Source organism: Herbaspirillum sp. CF444, from assembly GCF_000282135.1.
Taxonomy (GTDB): domain Bacteria; phylum Pseudomonadota; class Gammaproteobacteria; order Burkholderiales; family Burkholderiaceae_D; genus Herbaspirillum.
Genome location: NZ_AKJW01000013.1, coordinates 1 through 21,617, shown reverse-complemented (window position 1 = coordinate 21,617; position 21,617 = coordinate 1). Strand labels below are relative to the sequence as shown.

The 21,617-nt window shown below is 60.7% G+C and carries 22 protein-coding genes and 1 tRNA gene; 12 read left to right on the top strand and 11 right to left on the bottom strand.

The window, feature by feature from the left end:
- The first annotated feature begins 3 nt into the window (after positions 1 to 3).
- From metC to PMI16_RS02295, 5 genes are all read left to right on the top strand, one after another.
- The gene (gene metC, locus PMI16_RS02315; protein WP_007876012.1) at positions 4 to 1,194 is read left to right on the top strand and encodes a cystathionine beta-lyase; all 1,191 of its coding nucleotides are present in this window, start codon (positions 4 to 6) and stop codon (positions 1,192 to 1,194) included.
- Positions 1,195 to 1,234: 40 nt separating this feature from the next.
- Positions 1,235 to 2,794, top strand: coding sequence for a rhodanese-like domain-containing protein (locus tag PMI16_RS02310; RefSeq protein ID WP_007876009.1), 1,560 nt, complete (start codon positions 1,235 to 1,237; stop codon positions 2,792 to 2,794).
- A gap of 216 nt (positions 2,795 to 3,010) precedes the next feature.
- On the top strand, positions 3,011 to 4,021 hold the full coding sequence (locus PMI16_RS02305; protein ID WP_007876007.1) for a methionine ABC transporter ATP-binding protein: 1,011 nt from the start codon (positions 3,011 to 3,013) through the stop codon (positions 4,019 to 4,021).
- Positions 4,018 to 4,680, top strand: a complete 663-nt coding sequence (locus tag PMI16_RS02300) for a methionine ABC transporter permease (protein WP_007876006.1) — start codon at positions 4,018 to 4,020, stop codon at positions 4,678 to 4,680. The genes PMI16_RS02305 and PMI16_RS02300 overlap by 4 nt, the downstream gene beginning before the upstream one ends.
- 14 nt (positions 4,681 to 4,694) lie before the next feature.
- Positions 4,695 to 5,486: a MetQ/NlpA family ABC transporter substrate-binding protein gene (locus PMI16_RS02295; RefSeq protein ID WP_007876004.1), complete on the top strand. Its 792-nt coding sequence runs from the start codon at positions 4,695 to 4,697 to the stop codon at positions 5,484 to 5,486.
- Positions 5,487 to 5,591: 105 nt separating this feature from the next.
- Here PMI16_RS02295 and PMI16_RS02290 read toward each other — a convergent pair whose 3' ends face one another.
- The 5 genes from PMI16_RS02290 to PMI16_RS02270 are packed head-to-tail and all read right to left on the bottom strand — an operon-like array spanning position 5,592 to position 10,053.
- On the bottom strand, positions 5,592 to 5,888 hold the full coding sequence (locus PMI16_RS02290; RefSeq protein WP_007876002.1) for a cupin domain-containing protein: 297 nt from the start codon (positions 5,886 to 5,888) through the stop codon (positions 5,592 to 5,594).
- 39 nt (positions 5,889 to 5,927) lie between these two features.
- Positions 5,928 to 7,142, bottom strand: coding sequence for a c-type cytochrome (locus PMI16_RS02285; protein WP_007875999.1), 1,215 nt, complete (start codon positions 7,140 to 7,142; stop codon positions 5,928 to 5,930).
- Positions 7,139 to 7,939, bottom strand: a complete 801-nt coding sequence (locus PMI16_RS02280) for an ABC transporter ATP-binding protein (RefSeq protein ID WP_007875997.1) — start codon at positions 7,937 to 7,939, stop codon at positions 7,139 to 7,141. The genes PMI16_RS02285 and PMI16_RS02280 overlap by 4 nt, the downstream gene beginning before the upstream one ends.
- Positions 7,933 to 8,970, bottom strand: a complete 1,038-nt coding sequence (locus PMI16_RS02275; RefSeq protein ID WP_007875995.1) for an ABC transporter permease — start codon at positions 8,968 to 8,970, stop codon at positions 7,933 to 7,935. The genes PMI16_RS02280 and PMI16_RS02275 overlap by 7 nt, the downstream gene beginning before the upstream one ends.
- A gap of 45 nt (positions 8,971 to 9,015) precedes the next feature.
- Positions 9,016 to 10,053 (bottom strand): ABC transporter substrate-binding protein, encoded by a 1,038-nt coding sequence (locus tag PMI16_RS02270; RefSeq protein WP_007875993.1) that lies wholly within the window; start codon positions 10,051 to 10,053, stop codon positions 9,016 to 9,018.
- A gap of 306 nt (positions 10,054 to 10,359) precedes the next feature.
- Here PMI16_RS02270 and PMI16_RS02265 point away from each other — a divergent pair, with 306 nt between their 5' ends.
- Positions 10,360 to 10,923, top strand: coding sequence for an OsmC family protein (locus tag PMI16_RS02265; RefSeq protein WP_034378923.1), 564 nt, complete (start codon positions 10,360 to 10,362; stop codon positions 10,921 to 10,923).
- Positions 10,924 to 11,138: 215 nt separating this feature from the next.
- Here the strand turns inward: PMI16_RS02265 and PMI16_RS02260 are convergent, their stop codons facing one another.
- The 4 genes from PMI16_RS02260 to PMI16_RS02245 all read right to left on the bottom strand — a co-directional run bounded on the left by PMI16_RS02260 (position 11,139) and on the right by PMI16_RS02245 (position 14,410).
- Positions 11,139 to 12,203, bottom strand: a complete 1,065-nt coding sequence (locus PMI16_RS02260; RefSeq protein WP_007875990.1) for a hypothetical protein — start codon at positions 12,201 to 12,203, stop codon at positions 11,139 to 11,141.
- Between the two features lie 92 nt (positions 12,204 to 12,295).
- A tRNA-Ser gene (locus PMI16_RS02255) sits at positions 12,296 to 12,389 on the bottom strand.
- 151 nt (positions 12,390 to 12,540) lie between these two features.
- Positions 12,541 to 13,794, bottom strand: a complete 1,254-nt coding sequence (locus PMI16_RS02250; protein WP_007875989.1) for an aspartate kinase — start codon at positions 13,792 to 13,794, stop codon at positions 12,541 to 12,543.
- Positions 13,795 to 14,137: 343 nt separating this feature from the next.
- The gene (locus tag PMI16_RS02245; protein ID WP_007875987.1) at positions 14,138 to 14,410 is read right to left on the bottom strand and encodes a DUF4148 domain-containing protein; all 273 of its coding nucleotides are present in this window, start codon (positions 14,408 to 14,410) and stop codon (positions 14,138 to 14,140) included.
- Between the two features lie 175 nt (positions 14,411 to 14,585).
- On the opposite strand from PMI16_RS02245, the gene PMI16_RS02240 reads away from it, so the two are divergent.
- Positions 14,586 to 15,494: a LysR family transcriptional regulator gene (locus PMI16_RS02240; protein WP_007875985.1), complete on the top strand. Its 909-nt coding sequence runs from the start codon at positions 14,586 to 14,588 to the stop codon at positions 15,492 to 15,494.
- 12 nt (positions 15,495 to 15,506) lie between these two features.
- Here the strand turns inward: PMI16_RS02240 and PMI16_RS02235 are convergent, their stop codons facing one another.
- On the bottom strand, positions 15,507 to 15,938 hold the full coding sequence (locus tag PMI16_RS02235; RefSeq protein WP_007875983.1) for a thioredoxin family protein: 432 nt from the start codon (positions 15,936 to 15,938) through the stop codon (positions 15,507 to 15,509).
- Between the two features lie 121 nt (positions 15,939 to 16,059).
- Between PMI16_RS02235 and tsaB the strand changes: the two genes are divergently transcribed.
- From tsaB to PMI16_RS02215, 4 genes are read left to right on the top strand one after another with little or no spacing between them, the layout of a single operon-like run.
- Positions 16,060 to 16,776, top strand: a complete 717-nt coding sequence (tsaB, locus tag PMI16_RS02230) for a tRNA (adenosine(37)-N6)-threonylcarbamoyltransferase complex dimerization subunit type 1 TsaB (RefSeq protein WP_007875974.1) — start codon at positions 16,060 to 16,062, stop codon at positions 16,774 to 16,776.
- Positions 16,777 to 16,832: 56 nt separating this feature from the next.
- Positions 16,833 to 17,261: a ribosomal protein S18-alanine N-acetyltransferase gene (rimI, locus tag PMI16_RS02225; RefSeq protein WP_081493355.1), complete on the top strand. Its 429-nt coding sequence runs from the start codon at positions 16,833 to 16,835 to the stop codon at positions 17,259 to 17,261.
- Entirely contained in the window at positions 17,258 to 18,211 is a 954-nt protein-coding gene (locus PMI16_RS02220; protein ID WP_007875970.1) for a uracil-DNA glycosylase, read from the top strand. Before rimI ends, PMI16_RS02220 begins: the two co-directional genes overlap by 4 nt.
- The gene (locus PMI16_RS02215; RefSeq protein WP_007875968.1) at positions 18,192 to 19,211 is read left to right on the top strand and encodes a DUF1853 family protein; all 1,020 of its coding nucleotides are present in this window, start codon (positions 18,192 to 18,194) and stop codon (positions 19,209 to 19,211) included. The genes PMI16_RS02220 and PMI16_RS02215 overlap by 20 nt, the downstream gene beginning before the upstream one ends.
- A gap of 99 nt (positions 19,212 to 19,310) precedes the next feature.
- Here the strand turns inward: PMI16_RS02215 and lplT are convergent, their stop codons facing one another.
- Positions 19,311 to 20,573, bottom strand: coding sequence for a lysophospholipid transporter LplT (gene lplT, locus PMI16_RS02210; protein WP_007875967.1), 1,263 nt, complete (start codon positions 20,571 to 20,573; stop codon positions 19,311 to 19,313).
- A gap of 262 nt (positions 20,574 to 20,835) precedes the next feature.
- On the opposite strand from lplT, the gene alr reads away from it, so the two are divergent.
- Positions 20,836 to 21,617: alanine racemase (gene alr, locus PMI16_RS02205; RefSeq protein WP_007875965.1), on the top strand; the 782-nt coding region annotated here is incomplete at its 3' end.

Genomic DNA, 21,617 nt, shown 5'->3' with positions numbered 1-21,617 from the left:
CGCATGAGCAAGCATTTGCACAAGCAACTACGCACGCAACTGATCCACGCCGGGTCGCCGCGGTTTCACGGCAGGATTGCGCCGGTCAACGTGCCGGTCGTGCGCACCAGCACGGTTCGCTTCGACAGCACCGATGCCTACGACGACCTCCATCACCGGCGCGCCGCCGGCGAGGCCGTCACCTCCTACGGGCGGCATGGCATGGAAACGCACCGCGCGTTGGAAGACGCCATCAATGCGCTCGAAGGCGGAACGCGGACTTTCCTGACGCCGTCCGGTTTGTCGGCGATTTCCCTGACTTTCCTGGCGTTGCTGTCGCCCGGCGATCATGCGCTGGTGTCGGACAGCGTCTACGCACCGTTGCGGCGTCTTGATCAGCAAGTACTGCAGCGGCTCGGCATCGAACTGAGCTATTTCTCGCCCGGCGCGTCGCATGTCGAGGAGCATATCCGGTCCAATACCCGATTGCTGTACGTGGAGTCGCCGAGCTCGCTGCTGTACGAAGTGCTCGACCTGCCCAGGCTGGCTGAGATCGCGCAGCGGCATGATCTGATCCTGGCTGCCGACAATACCTGGGGCTCCGGTTATCTTTACAGGCCGCTGCAACTCGGGGCCCATGTTTCGGTGCTGGCGGCGACCAAGTACATCTCCGGGCATTCCGACGTGATGCAGGGGGCGGTAGTAGTGGAAGACGCCGCGCTGGCCGCTTGCATCGCCAGAACCTACGACAATCTGGGATTGACGATCAGTGCCGACGACGCCTATCTGTCCTTGCGCGGTCTGCGCACCTTGCCGGTCCGGCTGGCGCAGCATCAGGCCAATGCCTTGCAGGTCGCGCACTATCTGCAGGATCATGCGCAAGTGCAACGCGTATTCTATCCGGCGCTGGCCGGCGACCCCGGCCATGCATTGTGGCGCCGCGATTTTTCCGGCGCCAACGGCCTGCTGTCGTTTTCCTTCCGGGAAGAGGAGCGCGAGAAGGCGCGGGCATTCGTGGATGCCCTCAAGCTCTACGCCATCGGCGCTTCCTGGGGCGGCTATGAAAGCCTGGTGCAGATCGCCGCGCCGGCGCGTCTGGCCGAGCACAGTTATCTTGCAGAAAACAAGCCCGTCGTGCGCCTGCATGTCGGACTGGAAGACGTGCGCGATCTGATCGCCGATCTGGATCAGGCGTTTCGCACCGTCTTCCGCTAAGTATCATTACGTTCAACCGCCACCTTCACTTACCTCTACCATGTCAGCAAGCATAGACCCCGGCATCCTCCAGCAATGGCTTCAGGATAAACAGGAAATCGCACTCTTCGATATTCGCGAAGCAGGGCAGTTCGGCGAGGGACATTTGTTTTTCGCGGTGCCGCTGCCGTACAGCCGGCTTGAAATCGACGTGCTCAGACTGGCGCCGCGCAAGGATGTGCGCCTGGTGCTGATCGACGATGGCGATGTTTTGTCGGGGACGGCCGCGCGTCGCCTGGAAGGACTGGGCTATACCCGCGTTCACGTTTTGGCAGGCGGCATCGAGGCTTGGGCGGAGGCAGGGTACACCGTGTTCAAAGGCGTCAACGTGCCATCCAAGACTTTCGGCGAACTGGTGGAGCACGCTTACGCCACGCCGCACATCGGCGCGGATGAATTGCACGCCTGGAGCAAGGCGGGCAAGAAGTTTGCGCTGCTGGACGGGCGTACCGTCGAAGAACATCGCAAAATGACCATTCCCGGTTCGGTGAGCTGCCCCAACGGCGAGCTGGCCTATCGGATACGCACGCTGGTGGACGATGAAGAAACGCCGATCGTGATCAATTGCGCCGGTCGCACGCGCAGCATTTTGGGCGCGCAAACCTTGCGCAACCTGAACCTGCCGAATCCCGTCGTCGCCCTGGAAAACGGCACGCAGGGCTGGTATCTGGCCGGATTGCAGCTGGAGCACGACAGCAACAAGCGTTATCCCGACGCGGCGCCGGAAGATCTGTCGCAAGAGCGCGATGCCGCAGAGCTGCTGCGTCGCCGTTTCGCCATCCCGGTCCTCACGCGTGAGCAGGCGCAGGCGTGGGTAGACGACGGCGCGCGGACCACGTTTGTCTTCGATGTCCGTACCGAAAGCGAGTTCGCCGACAAGACATTGCCAGGTGCCGTGCATGCTCCGGGCGGGCAACTGATCCAGGCCACCGACCAGTATCTGGGCGTGCGCAACAGCCGCCTGATCCTGCTCGATCACGAACAAGTTCGCGCCAACGTGGTCGCCAGCTGGTTATATCAGTTGGGATTCGAGGTTGCGGTGCTGGAGTCCGGCATCGCAACGGCCTTGCAGTTGCCCGCAGCAAGCCCGGTGCAGTCCTCGATAGCATTGGCCGACACCGCCGACGTCGCCCGGCAACTGGAGCAGGGCACGGCACTGTTGATCGACATCCGTTCAAGCGCTGCTTTCAGGCGCGAGCATATCGCCGGCTCGCACTGGTCCATCCGGCCGCGCCTGGCGTCCTTGCCATCCCTGCCGGCCACGGCGATATTGATTGCAGAATCGGCAGCGGTCGCGGCTTTGGCGGCGCAGGATCTGCGTGAAGCCGGCGTGCCGCGGATCGAGTGGGCGGAAGGTTTGACGGCATTGAAGGCGGCAGGTTTTCCGGTCAGGAGTTACGGCGCGCTGCCGGTCGACGCCGACCGCATCGACTATCTCTTCTTCGTGCACGACCGGCATGAAGGCAATCGCGCAGCCGCCGAACAATACCTGGCGTGGGAGACGGCCCTGATCGGGCAATGCCGGCACGATGAGCTGAGCGCGTTCAGGGTTGCCGGATAGCCGGCGTATCCGCCACGTTTCGCTGTTGCGCCACGCCGCTCGCGGCGCCCGTTCCTTTGCTTCGGGATGTGCATGGCGTGCTGCCCGGGCGGAGGATGTTTTTCGGCGTACGGTTATTACAAAACCAAATATGCATCGGCGTATTTATGCGTTCACGCACCATTTTCGCGCTGCTAGACTGCGTTCATCTTATTCATCCATTCACTCCGTCATCCCGTGATTCGCATCGAGCATCTCCATAAAACCTATCAAGTTGCCAACCGGGACATCACAGCGCTGACCGATATCAACCTGCAGATCGAGGCAGGCGAAGTCTTTGGCGTCATCGGTCGTTCCGGCGCAGGAAAAAGTACGCTGATCCGTACGTTGAACCTGCTCGAGCGTCCGACCTCGGGACGCATCTTCATTGAAGACGAAGACATCACGCAATTCGACAGCGCCGATCTGCACAAGCTGCGTCAGCGCGTCGGCATGATCTTCCAGCATTTCAACCTGCTCAACGCCAAGACCGTCGCCGCCAACATCGACTGGCCGCTGAAGGTCACCGGAAAATACACGCCAGGGCAACGTCGCCAGCGCGTGGCGGAACTGCTGGAGCTGGTCGGTCTGAGCGATCATCGCGACAAGTATCCCTCCCAGCTGTCGGGCGGACAAAAGCAGCGCGTCGGCATCGCCCGCGCGCTCGCCAACTATCCGCATCTGCTCTTGTGCGACGAGGCGACTTCCGCGCTCGATCCGGAAACCACGCAAGCCATCCTGCGGCTGCTGCTGGACATCAACCGCAAACTCGGCCTGACGATTGTCCTGATTACGCACGAGATGCAAATCATCCGCACCATCTGCGACCGCGTCGCCGTCATCGACGACGCCCGCATCGTCGAGAGCGGCAAGGTGGCCGAGGTATTCCTGCATCCGCAACATCCGGTGACGCAGAAACTGGTTGCCGAGAGCCATACCTTCGACAATGAATCCGGCCTTCAACCCGATCAGTTCAAAGGCAAGCTGGTGCGCCTGACCTTCGTCGGGGACATCACCTACCAGCCGATCCTGACCAATATCACGGCCGCCACGCAGGCCCTGATCACGATCCTGCAAGGCACGATCTCGCGCATCAAGGACACGCCATACGGGCAGCTGCTGGTGGAGCTCAACGGCAGCGAGGAAGACATCCGTCGCGTGTTTGCGCATTTCGACCGGTATCGGATCCATCACGAGGTGCTGTCATGATCGATTTTTCCGTCGTCGACTGGAGCGACGTCTGGCAGGCCACGCTGGAAACGCTGGTCATGACCGGCGCATCGCTGTTCTTCACCGTCCTGATCGGCCTGCCGCTGGGGATATTGCTGTTCATCACGGCGCGCCGGCAGTTGCTTCCGCAGCGTGGCGTCTACGTCGTGCTGTCGTTTGTGATCAACGTGCTGCGTTCGGTGCCTTTCCTGATCCTGCTGATCGTGCTGATTCCAGTGACGCTGGTGCTGGTCGGTACCTCGCTCGGCGTCGAAGGAGCGATCCCGCCGCTGGTGATCGGCACCGCGCCGTTTTTTGCCCGCCTGGTTGAAAACGTCCTGCGCGAAATCGACCGCGGCGTGATCGAAGCCTGTCAGGCCATGGGGGCAAGAACGCATCAGATCATCTTCGGCGCCTTGCTGCCGGAGGCGCTGCCGGGCTTGCTGGCGGCCGTCACGATCACCGCCATCACGCTGATGTCCTATGCCTCCATGTCGGGGGTGATCGGCGGCGGCGGCCTGGGCGACCTTGCCATTCGCTTCGGCTATCAACGATTCCAGACCGAGGTGATGATCGTCACCGTCGCGGTCCTGGTGGTACTGGTGCAGTTACTGCAGTTCTTCGGCGATCGCCTGGTCCTGCATTTCACACGTAAATAAAAAAGGAGTCTCACATGTCCCGCAAATTATCCCTTCTGCTCGCAGCATCGTTGTCTTACCTCGCCATCAGCGGGGCTCAGGCAGCCGACAAGCTGGTGATCGCCGCAACGCCGGTCCCGCATGCCGAAATCCTGGAATTCCTCAAACCGACGCTGGCCAAGGAAGGCGTCGACCTGCAGGTGAAGGTGTTCACCGACTACGTCCAGCCGGCCGCGCAAACCAATGAAAAGCAGGTCGACGGCAATTTCTTCCTGCATCAGCCTTACCTCAATGAGTTCAAGAAGAGCCACAAGAACGACATCGAAGTGCCGGTCACCAAGGTGCACGTGGAACCGTTCGCGGCGTATTCCCTGAAATACAAGAAGACCGCGGACATCCCGGACGGCGCCACCATCGCCATTCCGAACGATCCGTCGAATTCCGGCCGCGCCTTGCTGCTGCTGGCGCGCAACGGCCTGATCAAGTTGAAGGACACCAGCAATATCTCTTCCACGCAAAAAGACATCACCGACAATCCGAAGAAGCTGAAATTCCGCGCCTTGGAAGCCGCGACCTTGCCGCGCGTGCTGAACCAGGTTGACGTGGCGCTGATCAACACCAACTACGCCATCGAAGCCAAGCTCAATCCGGTCAAGGATTCGCTGTTCATCGAAGATGCCAATTCGCCGTATGCCAACCTGCTGGTGGCGCGCGAAGACAACAAGGACAGCGCTGCATTCAAGAAACTGGCGGCCGCGCTGAATTCGCCCGAAGTGAAGAAATTCATCGAGGAGAAGTACAAAGGCGCCGTCGTTCCTGCGTTCTGATATCCAACATCATCACCAGCCGATGACGTAAAAAAGCCCGGGAAACCGGGCTTTTTTATCCCTCGGATTCAGCGACGGAGAGTGCGTCGGCATCGACAGCGCGGATCAGACGTCGACAATCACCAGGCAGCCGTCGCTGCCGGGCAGCACCGCGTGGGCAACGCCGGCTTCGGCGATATACAGCTCGCCGGCATCGACGACGACCGTCTCGCCCGCGACCTCCAGCAGCATGCGGCCGCTGACGACCAATAGTGCTTCGTTGTAGTCGTGTATTTCCTCGGCATACGACATCTCGTCCATCCTGAGCACCTTGATGCACGCCGGGCCGATTTTTCCGAGGATGGCGGATGTCCACACATGGGGTAAACCGGTCGAAATATTCAGCAAATTAAACAGTGGCATCGTATGGGAATTACAGTCGGTTTCAGGGTATTGCAATCGTTACTGCGCGACGTGCACGAAACCGCCTTTGACGAAGCGCACCGGTTCGGCATCCATGGCAGCGATCAGCTTGTCGAGGCCATTTTCGTTCGCTGCGGTTGTGGCGGTTGCGGCGTTTTTCATCGATGCCGGTGCACGGCACAGGATGTCGGATTCGGACCAGTTGTTGCTGCCTTCCCCGGGCAGCTTCCGAGCGCGCAGCCAGCCGTCCCGGTCGATCAGCAGTTGCGTGCCGGCCAGCTTGCCGGTGTCGATGCCGGTGATGATGGACAGCGCCTGCCAGGCATCGGCGGAGCGCGCCAGGCAATCGATGACGGGAGCGCCGGGCCGGGGCGCAGGGCGCGTGAATTGGCCCTCGGCAAGTATCAGACTGCGCAGGCGCGGATCGTCGAGAGGAAAACCTTGCGGCTGTTGCGCCGAGGCCAGGATCACGCGGGTGCGCTGGCCGCGCCATTGCGCAACCGACTGGCGCGACGTTCCGGCGCAGTCGGCGGTCACGGACGGCAATGCGACCGGCTGATCCCACGCGCCGATTTCGCGAATGCTGGTGCCGGCGGCATTGGCTTTCATGAAATCGATGAGCGACCAGACATCGGCATCGCTCAATTGACGCGTGAAGCCGGGCATGGTCGTCGCACCGTGCCGGTCGTGCATGCCGTAGGCGATCTTCCAGAACAACTCGCCGTCGGCGCGTCGCCATAGCAGTCCGCTCGCCAGATTGGGCGGCGACAGCGGCAAGGACAGCGCCAGCGGCGTGTCGCCTTTGCCGTCGGCTGCATGGCAGCTCGCGCAGTGCTGTGCGTACACTTGACGGCCAAGCACGATGGCGGCGGCGCTGAAGCCGGAGGACGAAACATGGAAACTGGTCGGTTCGGCAGGCGCAAGCAGCAGTTTGCTGTCCGGCCAGGGAGCGAAGAAAAACAAGGCTACGGCGGTCGGCAGCATCACGATGCGTCCGCGTCGCCAGAACAGGGCCGCAATCAGCGAGAGCAAGGCCGCGGCAGTCAATCCCAGCGCGCCCAGCAATTGCCGCGCCACGCCGCGATCGATCAGCAGCACGTCGCCGCTCAGGCGCTGGGCAAACGGCCACGCCGGCTGGCCGTGGCTGGTCTGCGCTAGCCCCAGCACCGCCAGCAGGTGCAGGAATCCTTCTTGGAGACCCTGGATCGCGCTCAGCAGCAGGTTGATCCAGTCGGACAGCGACAACAGACTCACCAGCTGGCATCCAATCCCAGATGACGCAAGGCTTCATGGCGCAACTCCGCCAGGCGTGCATCGCCGCGATGGCGTGGATACGGCAGGTCGACCTTGATTTCGGCACGGATGCGGGCAGGACGATCGCTGAAGACGATCACGCGGTTGGCGAGGAACAGGGCTTCTTCCACGTCATGCGTGACCAGCAGCGCGGAAAAACCGTTGCGCTGCCACAGCGACACCAGTTCGCTTTGCATCTGCAGCCGGGTGAGCGAGTCGAGTTTACCCAGCGGCTCGTCCAACACCAGCAGTTGGGGATCATTGACCAGCGCGCGCGCCAGCGCCACGCGTTGCGCCATGCCGCCGGACAGCTGATGCGGGAAGGCATCGGCAAATTCGCTCAGGCCCACCAGCGCCAGCGCATCGTCGACGCGCCGGCGTTGTTCTTTGAGCAGGCCGCGCGCTTGCAAGCCGAGTGCGACGTTGTCCCAGACCTTGCGCCACGGGTAGAGCGTCGGGTCCTGGAATACGACGATGCGCGACGGATCCGGGCGCGTGATTTTTTCCGCGTCCTGCAAGATGTGTCCCGTGGTCGCCGGTTCCAGTCCCGCGACCAGTCGCAGCAGCGTGGATTTGCCGCAGCCGCTGGGGCCGAGCAGGGCGACGAACTCGCCCGGCGCCACCGTCAGGGAAATATCGTCGAGCACCTGCAGCACGCCATTGGGCAGCTTGAACCAGTGGCTGACGTTGCCGATGTCGATCCGTGCGCCGGTCTTGCTTTGTTGCGGGGCTTCATGGGGCAATGTTGCGTTTACCATTTGACGGTTCCTTTTTGCCACGACAGCGCGCGGTCGCGCACCTTGAACAACAGTGTGATCAGACTTGAGCACAGGATCGCCATGACGATCAGCGCGGCGTACATGTTGCTGTAGGCGGCCCAGCCTTGCGACCATTGCAGATACCAGCCCAGGCCGGCTTTCACGCCCATCATTTCCGCCGTCACCAGCACCGAGAATGCCGCGCCCAGTCCCATGAACAGGCCGACGAACACCTGCGGCAGCGCTGCGGGAATGGCCACGCGCAGGACCAGGAACCATTCGGAGGCGCCCAGGGTGCGCGCCACGTCGTAGTAACTCTTGTTCACCGAAGCCACGCCGGACCAGGTCAGCACCGCCACCGGGAACGCCGTCGCCAGCGCGATCAGGAACACCGCCGCGGCATAGCTCGACGGCGCGAAAAAAAACGCCAGCGGCAGCAATGCCGACGCCGGCACCGGTCCGAGAAAGCGCAGCACGGGATGCACCCAGTAGCCCGCCACGCGCGACCAACCGATGGTGGCGCCGACCAGAAAGCCGACGATGCCGCCGGCTGCAAAGCCATGCGCCAGCAGGCGTAGCGAATAAGCGGTGCTGATGCCGAGGCGGCGCCAGTCTTCGCTATAGACGTCGATCAGGCTTTGCGGCGGCGCGAAAAACGGCGAGGGCAACACGCCCAGCTTGGCAGTCAGGATTTCCCATGCGCCCAGCAACAATGGCGCTGCGACCAGCCATTGTCCGGCAGGGCGCAGCAACTGAACGATGCTGCCTGCGCGTTCGCCGGCCAACGCAAGGATTGCCAGCAGCACGGCAATGGCCAGCGTGGCATAGCCGAATTCATCGGTGAAGGCCCAGTCGCTGAAGCCGACTTCCTTGTTGGGCCAGCGCAGCGTGATCACGCCCAGCAGCAGCCAGGTTGCGGCAGCCAGCAAGCCGGTGCGCCAGATCCCGGTAATGCCGGATGCGCGCACGCCGTCAAACAGACCGGCCTGATTGGCGCGGAGCAAAGCATCGTTGGTCGTGGAAGTTGTCATGTTGAACTCCGTTTGCGTTGCATATCAGATCGGGCTTGCCTGGGTTCAGGCGAGGACATCGAAGGTGACGTGATTGGCCAGCCGCACCGGATCGGTCGATTTCTTCAGCACGCCGGCGGTATGGAAATCGCGGGCGAAGAATTCGACTTCGTCGCGCAGAGGCTTGCCGCTCGGGTGATTGTGGTAAGTCAGGCCGGTCAGCAGGGCGCGCAGATCTTCGACCGGCACTTTGGGCGAATACTTGGCGTAGATTTTTGCGGCCTCATTGGGATTCTCGGCGACGTACTCCGATGCCTGCACGATGGAACGCACGACCGCCGCCGCGGCCGGTTTGTCGTTGCGCACCAGATCGCCGCGCGCACCCAGGATGCAGCAGACCTTGTCCTTGTATTCGCCGATGGCGCTGTTGCCGATCTCGGTGAAGACGCCCTTGTTGCGTTTTTCGATCAGGAAGATATTCGGATCGCCGTCGGCAATGGCCTGAATTTCGCCCTTCTTGACGGCGACGTCGAGCAGGTCGGCCGGGTAGACGCGCCATTCGATGTCTTTCTCGACGTTGAAACCTTTCTTGGCCAGATGGATGGCGAAGAAATTCTTGGCCGGGCTGTTCTGGTCCGACACGCCGATGACTTTGCCCTTGAGACTGTTGATGTCCTTCACTCCGGCCTGATTGGCGCCCACCAGCCGCAGGCAACCGCCGTGCGCGCTGCCGACGATCTTGACGTCGAAGCCGGCTTCCAGCGGCTTGAGCCAGCGATGGATCAGGCCGACGCCGACGTCGGCCTTACCGGTCGCCAGTGCTTCCAGCAACTGATCGGTGGAGCCGCCCCAATTGAGCAACTCGACATCGAGCCCGTTCTTTTCGAAGAAACCGCGTTCTTGCGCCACCACCACCGGCGACAGGCAGAATGCGATCGAACTCCAGGCGAAGGTCAGCTTGCGTGGCGGCGCCGACCAGGCATTGCGCGAGGCGATCGAGCCGCCAGCGCCGACCAGGGCTGCCGCCGCGCCGGCGCGCAGTACGTCGCGGCGCGACCATGAAGAGAGAACATCGGACGCTTGCGGAACACTATTTTTTTTCATTGTTGGTAACTCCCACTTGATTGACCGGAGCGGCCGGATGAGCTTTGCGCATGCCTTGGCAATGCAGATGCGCCGCTGACAAAACAAGTGAAGACTAATGATGCCGATCAGTCCGGTCAAAGAATAAGAATGCGTTTATTTATGCACGGAGTGTGCGTTGCAATGCAGGGCGCTGCGGCGAATATGGATATGTAAAAACCTTCGTTGTCGCGCATGTCCGGCGGCGGGAGACTACGCTTTGCCGATGCAGTGGCCGTGCATCGAATCCGAACTTCCTCATTCAAGAAGCTGGCAAAGAAAGAAACCATGACTACGCTCAACCACTATCTGTCCGAGAAGCGCAGCGCCGTGCTGGCGCGTGAAGCACTCATCAACGCCGGCGATGCCGGCCCGGTCGCGCTGGCGGCAAAAGTCAGCGCAGAGGGCCGCAGCGGCGTGCGCCGCATTCGCATCCGCGACCATCAGGTGATCAGCGACAGCCCGCCGGATTTTGCCGGCTACAACCTGGGGCCGAGTTCGCCCGAGTTGCAACTGGGTGTCCTCGGTTCCTGCGTGACGCACATTTTCCTGATCCATGCGGCGCATCAGCAGGTGCCTGTCGAGTCGCTTGAAGTGGAGGTGACCGGAAAGATCGATCCGCGCGGCGGCAAGCCGGGCTACGAAGATATTCCAATTTATCCGCACGACATCGCGTACACCGTGCATCTGGTGTCACCGGCAAGCAAGGAGAGCGTGCAGGCCTTGTTCGCGACGGTGGAGAAGACGTGTCCGATCCTGAATCTGCTCAAGAATCCGCAGACGATTCGTGCAGAGATTCGTCATACCGCCAGCGTAGCGAACAAACTGGAACCGGAGCGTGCAATTTCCTGATGGCGCGGGTCGATATCGACGGCAAACAACTTTGTTTGGTGCGGTTCCGGCCGCGTTTCAGCCTTGATCGGCCCAAGTCGGGACGGCCGTTGGCGCCATCGCACTATCCGGTTATCTTGCCATTCCACTGGCCACTTGGTTGAGCCGGCTGTCTTCCATGCCGGCGAATCCGGTTTTCGGGTGTTTTTATGAGTGGCGGAGCGGGACAATCCTCGTCAGGCCCGCCAGGCGCCATCCCGATACACAAGCTCGTCATCAAGGTAGACCGCCTCCGTCACCGCAAACACGTCGATGTGATAGCGCGCGGTCGTACGTCGGATATTGGGTTTGTTGTAGACCCCATGTTTGGCGCCGAGCGAGAGATGGATGCCGCACATCCGCTCGTAGGTGCCGATATCGTCGACCATGCGTTCCGGTGAAAACGCGCGGTTCATGCCGAAGCCCAATTCGCGCAACCAGACTTCTCCTTCATCGGCCCGGATCCTGGCCAGCACTTCATCGAAATCCGGCGTGGAGTCAATCACCTCGTTGACGCGGCCCTTGGCGATCACCAGGGTGATGGCGTGCTCCGGTTTGTTCACCCGGAACGAGGTATCGCCAAAAACAAAAATGCGCACGCGCCCGTTGACCGCCTCCAGATCCCGGGATTCGGTGAACACTTCGCCGATGGGGAACTGGCCGCCGACATTGTTCATTTCGCTGTAGTCGCCGATGTTCAGCTTTGCCGGCTCGAACGGCGCGGCAAAGACCAGACGCTCGCCGCCGCCGCTGTCGACCACGCCGCCTTGCGCGCGATCGATGCGCGCCTTCAGGGCGTAGCCGACGTCGCGGTAATACGCCGGGTCGTAGGCCAGCGATTCGATATAGTAGTCGGCTTGCGCTCCGGGCATGCGCGACAGATGGGGATGCTCGATGACCTTGAGTGAACGTTTGAAGAGTTCGACACGCAGGCGGAAGGCCTCAAGACGAAAATTGGTGGATTGAATCAGCACCACCAGATCGCCGGGCGCAAGCCGGGCAAAGGCGGCCAGGACGGCGTCCGGCGCGACCGCATCAAAATCGATGAAGCTCGCCGTCGGCAGGCAGCGCCGGTAGGCCTCCGTCAAGGCGACAGCGAGATCGCAGCGCGTATCGGCCACCACCACGGCGGCACGCGGGGGCGCATGCTCGATCGCGATGGTAAGGATGTCGCGCAGATGTTTTTGCGCGACGTCGACCGACTCCCCGGCGATCGTGCCGAAGGAGGGCGTGGCGGGCTCTTGAGTCTCTATTGGGGGCATCGTCAATTATAGGTTTGCCGGGCAAACAAAATTGGACTGGGGATAAATGAACTGCAAAATAAAAACGCCCGCAAAAGCGGGCGTTTGTATTCTGGCGGAGACGGAGGGATTCGAACCCTCGATACAGGTTTAAGCCCATATGCTTCCTTAGCAGGGAAGTGCCTTCGACCACTCGGCCACGTCTCCACGCTGTAGACAGATACTGCGCTGCCTCAGCAAAGAAGTTCCGCATAATATCTTTTCATGCGGATTTGGTCAATGAAACTCTGCAATTTTGGAGGAATTATTTTTCCGTCCGGAGGAGTTTCAGAGACTCGTGTTACTGCTTACTTGCCGCTCACTTGCCATTTTCCAGATCGAAGGCCTTGTGCAATGCGCGCACGGCCAGTTCCATGTATTTTTCGTCGATCAGGACCGAGATCTTGATTTCGGAGGTGGAGATCATCTGGATGTTGACGCCTTCTTCGGACAGCGTGCGGAACATTTGCGAGGCGATGCCGACGTGGCTGCGCATGCCGACGCCGACCACGGAGACCTTCGACACCTTGGTGTCGCCGACGATGTTGGCAGCGCCGATGTGGGCCTTGACGCTGGCGTTGAGGACTTCGACGGCCTTGGCGTATTCGGCGCGCGGCACGGTGAAGGTGAAGTCGGTTTTGCCTTCGACGGACTGATTCTGGATGATCATGTCCACTTCGATGTTGGCGTCGGCGATCGGGCCGAGGATCTGGTAGGCGATGCCTGGGCGATCCGGTACGCCGAGCACGGTGATCTTGGCTTCGTCGCGGCTGAATGCGATGCCGGTAATGGTTGCTTGTTCCATCTTGGTGTCTTCCTCAAACGAAATCAGTGTGCCGGACTTGGTTTCTTCTTCCAGCGACATTAGTGGGTCGGTCAACGACGACAATACGCGCGTCGGCATCTTGTAGTTGCCGGCAAATTCCACCGAGCGGATCTGCAAGACCTTGGAGCCCAGGGATGCCATTTCCAGCATTTCTTCGAACGTCACGGTGTTCAGGCGACGCGCTTCGCTGACTACGCGCGGGTCGGTGGTGTAGACGCCGTCGACGTCGGTGTAAATCAGGCATTCCGCGGCCTTGATCGCAGCGGCGACAGCCACTGCCGAGGTGTCGGAGCCGCCACGGCCGAGCGTGGTGATGTTGCCGTCGGCGTCAACGCCCTGGAAGCCGGTGATGATCACGATCTTGCCGGCGTTGAGGTCCTTGCGCACCTTGGCGTCGTCGATCGAGCGAATGCGGGCTTTGGTGAAGGCGGAATCGGTCTTGATCGGTACTTGCCAGCCGGCGTAGGAGACGGCTTCTTTGCCGATTGCCTGCAGCGCCATTGCCAGCAGGGCAACGGAAACCTGCTCGCCGGTGGATGCCAGCATGTCCAGTTCGCGGGAGTCGGGCTGGGCCATGATTTCCTTGGCCAGACCCAGCAAGCGGTTGGTTTCACCAGACATTGCGGAAGGAACAACAACGATCTGGTGGCCTGCGTCGTGCCACTTGGCAACGCGCTTGGCGACGTTCTTGATGCGCTCTGTCGAGCCCATCGAGGTGCCGCCGTATTTGTGAACGTATAAAGCCATAGGAAGGTAGGTCTGAATTGCGTGACTGAGTACTGCTATTGGCGCTGCTATTTGTTGCCGGAATTGCCAAAATCTGCACAAAAGGCCGGAGGAAACAAACCCTCGACTTTACATGCAGAGACCCAAAATAACAAGCAAAAGGCGCTGAAAATAGGCGTTTTCAGGCGATTCCGGGGCCGTTTTGCAGAATTTGATGCGGGAGGGAAATGCGCAGGAGGATGCTGAACACGCCATCCACCTTGGTGCTGCCATGTGGCAGGCCGACCAGGGTAGACGGTGGTTGCGGGCGGGGCCGCGGTATTGCTTGCTGCTTGTTGCTTACAGCATGGAACGACGCGGGCGATTAAGCGCCGGCGTAGACGCTGTTGTCGGTGGCCGACTTCGATTGGCTGACGACTTGCTCATGTGTCAACGGGCTGCGGGCCTGGATGACGATGGGGTAGTTGTTGCCGTTGGCGATCAGGCCTTGTGCTTGCGCTTGTTGCAGTTCCGCGGTTACTTCGGCACGGGTCTTGGTCGATACGAACTTGGTTTCCGGTGGGAATGGCGATTCAGCCATGGCGGCGCCGGCGGCGGCAAAGAGGACGATGGCGGCAGTGATTTGCTTGGTGTTCATGGTAATGCTCCCTAAAACAGTAAATGAAAAGTTGCACGTCGATGAGCAGGGCGACTTGGCTTGTGGCTGTTTGCTCGTCATCGATGAAGCAAGTTTATCTATTGCCCGGGTCGAGAAAAATGGGTTTAATGGCAATGCACTATTTCGTTTTGAGAAACAATAAGAGGCTTGAAAAATGGATCGTCTGCACTCAATGAAGGTGTTTGCCAAGGTGGTGGAGCAGGGCAGTTTCGTCCGCGCGGCCGAAATGATGTCGCTGTCGAATGCGGTGGTGACGCGCTATATCGTCGATCTGGAGAATCATCTCGGCACGCGTTTGCTGAATCGCTCGACGCGCCGCCTGTCGCTGACGGAGTCGGGACAGGCCTTTCTGGAGCGGGTGCGGCATATTCTGCCAGAAATCGAAGAAGCCGAAGCGATCGTGGCGATGGAGACCAAGAAGCCTGCGGGCACTTTGTCGCTTTACTCGCACGTCGGCTTTGGGCAGGGACAGCTGGGCAAGTTGTTGCCGGCGTATTCGCAAACTTATCCCGATGTCATGCTCGACATCACCCTGTCCGAGCGCACCATGGACCTGGTCGAAGAAGGCATGGACATCGGTTTTTTCAGCAGCTTGCAGAAGTTCGACGCCAGCATGGTGGTACGCAAGATCGGCGTGGCGGAAGTGGTGCTGTGCGCGTCGCCGTCGTATATCGCTCAACATGGTGCGCCGGAGACGCCCGACGATCTGAGCCGGCATGCCTGTCTCAATTTTTCGCACGAACATTTGCGCCATTACTGGCACGTCAAGACCGAAGCGGGGATACGCGACATTCCGATCACCAGCAAGCTGGTGTCCAACAGCGCCATCCTGTTGCGCGATTTTGCGCTGGCCGGCATGGGCATCACGATGCGGCCGTCGTTCAGCCTCGGCGACGACCTGCGTTGCGGCAAGCTGCAGCGGGTGCTGGCCGATTATCAGATGGGGCAGGTTGCGGTGATGATGGCGTATCCGAGCCGGCGTTTGCTGTCGGCCAAGGTGCGCAGTTTCGTGGACTTCATCATGGACAAGTTTCCGCAGCCGGAATCGGATCCCTGGCTGTGAAGGCGACGAACGTCAGGCGGCGTCGGAAAGGGCGTCGAGGCGCTTTTGCAGGTCGCATTCCTGCCAGCCGCGGCGTTCTTCGCCGGCGCGCGCCTCGTGTTCCAGTTCTTTCGGACTTTTTGTCGTCAGCGCCTGCAGCAGTCGTTCCGACTGGCGGGTGTCCGGCTCCATGGTGCCGAAGAAACTGACCGTCGATCCCTGCTGCATCAGCAAGGTGGGGAAATTGTCGATGTCGAGGTCGCCGACGAGGTCGGCCTGATCTTCGATGTCGATCCAGACGAAGTGGTGTTCCGGGCGGCGTTCGGCCCACGCCGCAAAATTGACGGCATACTCGCGGCAGCTGCCGCACCAGCCGGCGCACAGGCAGGCGACGACCCACTTGCCGTTGCGCAGGGCGGCGGCAAGTTCTTCGCGGTTGCTGCTGGAAAAAATCTGATAGGACATAAGGCGGCCTATTCTACTCCGGATGGGGAAAACCGGCGCAAAGGGGGCAAGGCAGCGGCGCCGTCCGGAAAAGTGCTTTTCTCCCAAGGCTTGCACCGTCCCGGCGCGGTAAAATAGCGGGATGTCTATCATTCTTGCCATTGAAACTTCCACCGAACTCGCCTCGGCCGCTTTGCTGCGCGGCGATGAACTGATCGCCCGCGAATCGTTGGGCGTGCAAACGCATTCCGAAACCATCTTGCCGATGATCCAGCAATTGCTGGCGCAGGCCGGCATGGCGCTGTCGCGCTGCGACGCCATCGCCTTCGGTGTCGGTCCGGGTTCCTTCACCGGCGTGCGCACGGCTTGCGGCGTGGTGCAGGGACTGGCGTTCGGCAGCGACTTGCCGGTGGTGCCGGTGGTCACGCTGGAGGCGATGGCGCAAGCTTGTTTCGAGAGGACGCAGTCGTCCGAGGTGCTGTCGATTCTCGATGCGCGCATGGGCGAGGTGTATTGGGCGCAATATCGTCATCACGCAGATGGTTGGCAAATCGTGGTCGAGCCGACCTTGTCGGCCGCTGCGAACGTGCAGGCGCAGGGTGTCGTGCAGGCTTGCGGCAACGGATTGACGGCGTATGCGCAGGATTTTTCCGCGCAGGCTTTTGCTGCGAACGGCCTGGCGCAAGTGATGCCGCATGCGGCGCAGGTCGCGACGCTCGGCGCCAGGGCTTTTCGGCAGGGACGGACGATTCCTTTGCAAGATGCGCAGCCGCTGTACCTGCGCAACAAAGTCGCGCTGACCACGGCAGAGCGGCAGGTGCGTGATTTGGAAAAAAACCTGGCGAAAGGCGCGGCGTGAACGACGCCTTGCTGCAAACGCTGGAGAGCAAGTTCGGCAGGCTGCAGTTCGCCGCCATGCAGGTGGCCGACATGGACGAGGTAGTGGGGATCGAGGAAAAAATTTATCCGCATCCCTGGACGCGCGGCAATTTCCTCGATTCGCTGTTCAGCGGTTACCAGACGCTGACCATGCGCGATCCCTCGGGGCTGCTGCTGGGGTATTTCCTGGTGATGGAAGCGGTGGATGAAGCGCACCTGCTCAACATCAGCGTGGCGGAAGACGTGCAGGGCGAGGGTTTTGGGTATTTGTTGCTGGATTGCGCCGTCGATCTGGCGCGCAAACATAAAATGACGATCATGCTGTTGGAAGTGCGCGTGTCGAACCTGCGCGCGCTGCATGTTTATAAACGCTATGGTTTCGTTGAAATCGGCCGCCGCAGGAATTACTATCCGGTCGATCAACATACGCGCGAAGACGCGATCGTGATGAGTTTACCGCTATGAGTCTGCACACATTGGCCGCTTCGGCCCGGGTATTGGAAGAAATCGGCGTCGGCCCCGTCTGGGTCCGGCGGCATCTGCCTGCCGATGCGGCAGCAACGCAGGATCTCGAGCCGGCGCAAGCTGCGCCGCTTGAGTCCGTGCCTGCAGCGCCGGCGACATCTGCGGCAGTATCGGCAGCGGCCTCGCCGGAACGCGTCATCAGTTCCAGGCGGGATGCGGCACCGGCGCAAGCTGCATCTCCCGCCGCAGACGACGGCTTGCCGCCGTGGCTGAGCGAAATGGATGGCGCCGACATGGTCTCCGGCGGCTTCATGCCTTACGACGATGAGGAAGACGACGCGCCGATAGTGAAGATCGATCCCGCCATCGCCACGATGGACTGGGGCAAGCTCAAGGAAACGGTTGCCGATTGCCGGCAATGCGGACTGTGCAAGGGACGCAAGAAGACGGTGTTCGGCGTCGGCGACGAAAAAGCCAAATGGCTCTTCATCGGCGAAGGACCCGGACGCAACGAGGATATCCAGGGCGAGCCCTTCGTCGGCCCGGCGGGCAAGCTGCTCGACAACATGCTGGTCGCCATGGGGCTCAAGCGCGGCGACAACGCCTATATCGCCAATATCGTCAAATGCCGTCCCACCGACGAAAACGGCAAGGACCGGCCGCCTTCGCCGCAAGAAGTGGCGTCGTGCATGCCGTATCTGCAACGTCAGATCGACCTGATACAGCCGACCGTACTGGTCGCGCTGGGCAAGACGGCGGCCTTGTCGCTGCTGGGTCTGGACCCGGCGACGCCGGTCTCGAAATTGCGCGGCACCGTCCATCGCTATCGGGACTTGCCGCTGGTTGTCACCTACCACCCGGCTTACCTGTTGCGGCAGCTTGGCGACAAGAGCAAGGCCTGGGCCGATCTCTGCCTTGCCATGAGCACTTATGCCGACACTGCAAACTGAGCCGTCTCCGGAACTCAACAGTCGGACCGACGCAGCCGGGCCAAGCTATCAGTCGCAATTTCATCAGCGTTGGGAAGGTTTGCGCGATCCTCATGTGCGCGCCCTGGCCTGGTTGCTGGAAGCGCCCGATTTGCTGGACGCCCATGCAGCGCGCTGGATCGGACGCATCGCGACGCTGGGTCCGCTCAGCGACATGGATGTCACCTGGCTGCACACCCTCGATCGCAATCCGCGCGCCCTCTATGCGCTGATCAACGCCCAGCCCTCGGCGCGACTGGGGCGCTATGCGGAGAAACTGCTCACCTTCTATTTGCGGGAAACCGGACGACTGATTGCGCACAATGTGCAGGTGCGCAACGGCCCGAACGATACGATAGGCGAGTTCGATTTCCTCGTGCACGACGAACGGCATACCGGCGCCGTGCATTGGGAATTCGCAACCAAGTTTTACCTGCTGGAGTCGCATCAGGCGCAGATGCAGGCGGATGCCTTTGTCGGGCCGAATCTCGCGGATTCGCTGGGCGCCAAGATGGACAAGATCATGCAGCAGCAACTGAAGTTGGCGGAACATCCTGCCGCCGCGCAGTACTTGTCGCAGCCCGTGACGCAGGCGCAGGCCCTGGTCAAGGGCTGGTTGTTTTATCGCGACGCGGTTGCCGCCATGTCGCTGCCGCCGGGATTGGGTATCGCTGCGGGGCATTGCCATGGCTTTTGGTGTGAATTATCGGCATTGGACTTGTCGCTTGCCCGGCATTATCTGGTGTTGCCGCGCCTCGAATGGCTGGCGCCGGCGCGTGCACCGGTCGCCAGTGCGCTTTCGGCGGATCAGTTGCATGAAAGCGTCTCGCACAGCTTTGCCGAGACGCTGGCGCCGGTGATGATTGCCGTTTGTGATCGACATGGCGACGTCGTGCTGGAGCGTCAGCGTGGATTTATCGTGCCGGACGATTGGCGGGAGAAGGCCGCGCAGCGCGTGCAGCATGCCGTGGTCAAATATTGATGCTGCATTGATAAGCTGCTGCTGGCGACAAAAAAGCGCGTCTTGAGAATTTTCAAGAACGCGCTTTTTTATCGCAGTCGGCCGGAAGGCTATGTCGGATCAATGCTTGTGCTCGCCGATCAGCGCCAGCGAGTCGTGCTCGCGCTGATTGGCTGCGTGGCGGCGCATGATCAGGTACATGATGCTGGCGACGAAGACGCCGAAAATGATGATCACGATATTGACGTTGAGATTGAGCCTGACCATGATCGCATACAGCACCAGCATGGTCAGCACCGACAGGTTTTCATTGAAATTTTGCACCGCGATCGAGTGGCCGGCACTCATCAGCACGTGGCCGCGGTGTTGCAGCAAAGCATTCATCGGGACCACGAAGTAACCCGACAAGGCGCCGACAATGATCAGCAGGGGGTAGGCGACCCATACCGACGTAACCGCCGTCATGGCCATGACGACGATCCCCATGATGATGCCGAGCGGCAGCACGGTCAGCGATTTGCGCAAGGGGACAAAGCGCGCGGCACCGACTGCGCCGAGCGCCACGCCGAGCGCCACGATGCCTTGCAGGATCGCGGCCTTGTCCAGCGGCATGTGCAGGGATTTCTCTGCCCATTTCAAGACGATGAACTGCAGCGTCGCACCTGCGCCCCAGAACAAGGTGGTGACCGCCAGCGAGATCTGGCCCAGCTTGTCTTTCCACAATGTGATGAAGCAGTTGGAAAAATCGGCGATTAGCTTGATCGGATTGTGCTGCTGATGGGCGTAACGGGCGCCGGTATCGGGGATGTTGAGATTGAAGATCGCGGCAACGATGTAGATGACGGTGATGACGCAAAGCGCCGCTTCGGTGGGGGTATTGACGTCGAAATCGACGACAGGGAAATCAAACGACAGCAACACGGAGGCAATATGCGGATTGACCAGCGCACCGCCCAGAACCGTGCCGAAGATGATGGAGCAGACCGTCAGGCCTTCGATCCAGCCGTTGGCGGCGACCAGCTTTTCCGGCGGCAGCAATTCGGTCAGGATGCCGTATTTGGCCGGCGAATACGCCGCGGCGCCAAAACCGACGACGGCATAAGCGATCAGGGGATGCACGGTGAAGAACATCAAGCCGCAACCGACCACCTTGATCAGGTTGGTGATGAACATGACCTTGCCTTTGGGGAAGGCATCTGCAAAAGCGCCCACGAAGGCTGCCAGCAGCACATACGACAGGACGAAGAACAATTTCAACAGCGGCGTCATCCATGCCGGAGAGTGCATCTCCGCAAGGAGTGCAATAGCAGCAATAAGCAGGGCATTATCGGCAAGCGACGAAAAAAACTGCGCCGCCATGATTGTGTAAAAGCCGCGATTCATCCGTATCCAAGATGTGACAAATTATCTCCGGCTTGCTTTATACCATGAAAAGATGACATGCCACTGATAAGTATGATGGGGAATATAAGGGACAGGAAGCGCAGCCCGGCTCAGCTTGGCTTTGACGCATCTGCTTCATAGAAACAAGTTGGTCCGGTAAAATGGATTCTTGTTCCCGGATGGCAGGATTTCCGTCGCCGCTATCGCCGCCATCGCGCGGCCGTTCAATTTGCACCAAACTTATCAGTTCTCATCTGCTTCCATGCCAAGACCAATCGTCGCCACCATAGATATTTCCGCACTACAACACAATCTTGCGGTCGCAAAATCGCGCGCCCCTCACGCAAAGGCATGGGCGGTGGTCAAGGCTCAGGCCTACGGTCATGGACTTGCGCGCGCGGTCCGCGCGTTTGCGGATGCCGACGGCCTGGCGCTGATCGAAGTCAACTATGCGGTGCAGTTGCGCGAACTGGGCTGGAAGAAGCCGATTTTGCTGTTGGAAGGTTTTTTCGACGCAGACGATATTGCCGTCCTGGAGCAGCATCAATTGCAATTTGCGGTGCATTGCAATGAGCAGATTCAGCTCCTGGAACAGGCCGGGATCGCGGCCGGCACGCGGTTCGACGTCCATCTGAAAATGAACAGCGGCATGAATCGCCTCGGCTTCAAGCCGGCAGCCTATCGTGCCGCCTACGAACGGTTGCGGAAGCTGGCTTGCGTGCGCAGCATCACCATGATGACGCACTTTGCCAATGCCGACGATGCCGCCAACCCCGACTTGCCGCTGGCTGAACAAGTCCAACGCTTCAAGACGGCGACGCAAGGACTGGCCGGCTCTTGCAGCGTATCGAACTCCGCCGCGGATCTGCTGCATGCCGAGCTGGCGTTCGACTGGGTGCGTCCCGGTGTGATGCTGTACGGCGGCACGCCGGGCGGCGGCACGGCGCAGGACTTCGGCCTGCGTCCGGCCATGACGCTGGAAAGCGAGATCATCGGCGTGCAGGAAATCGGCCCCGGTGACGCGGTCGGCTACGGCAGGCGCTT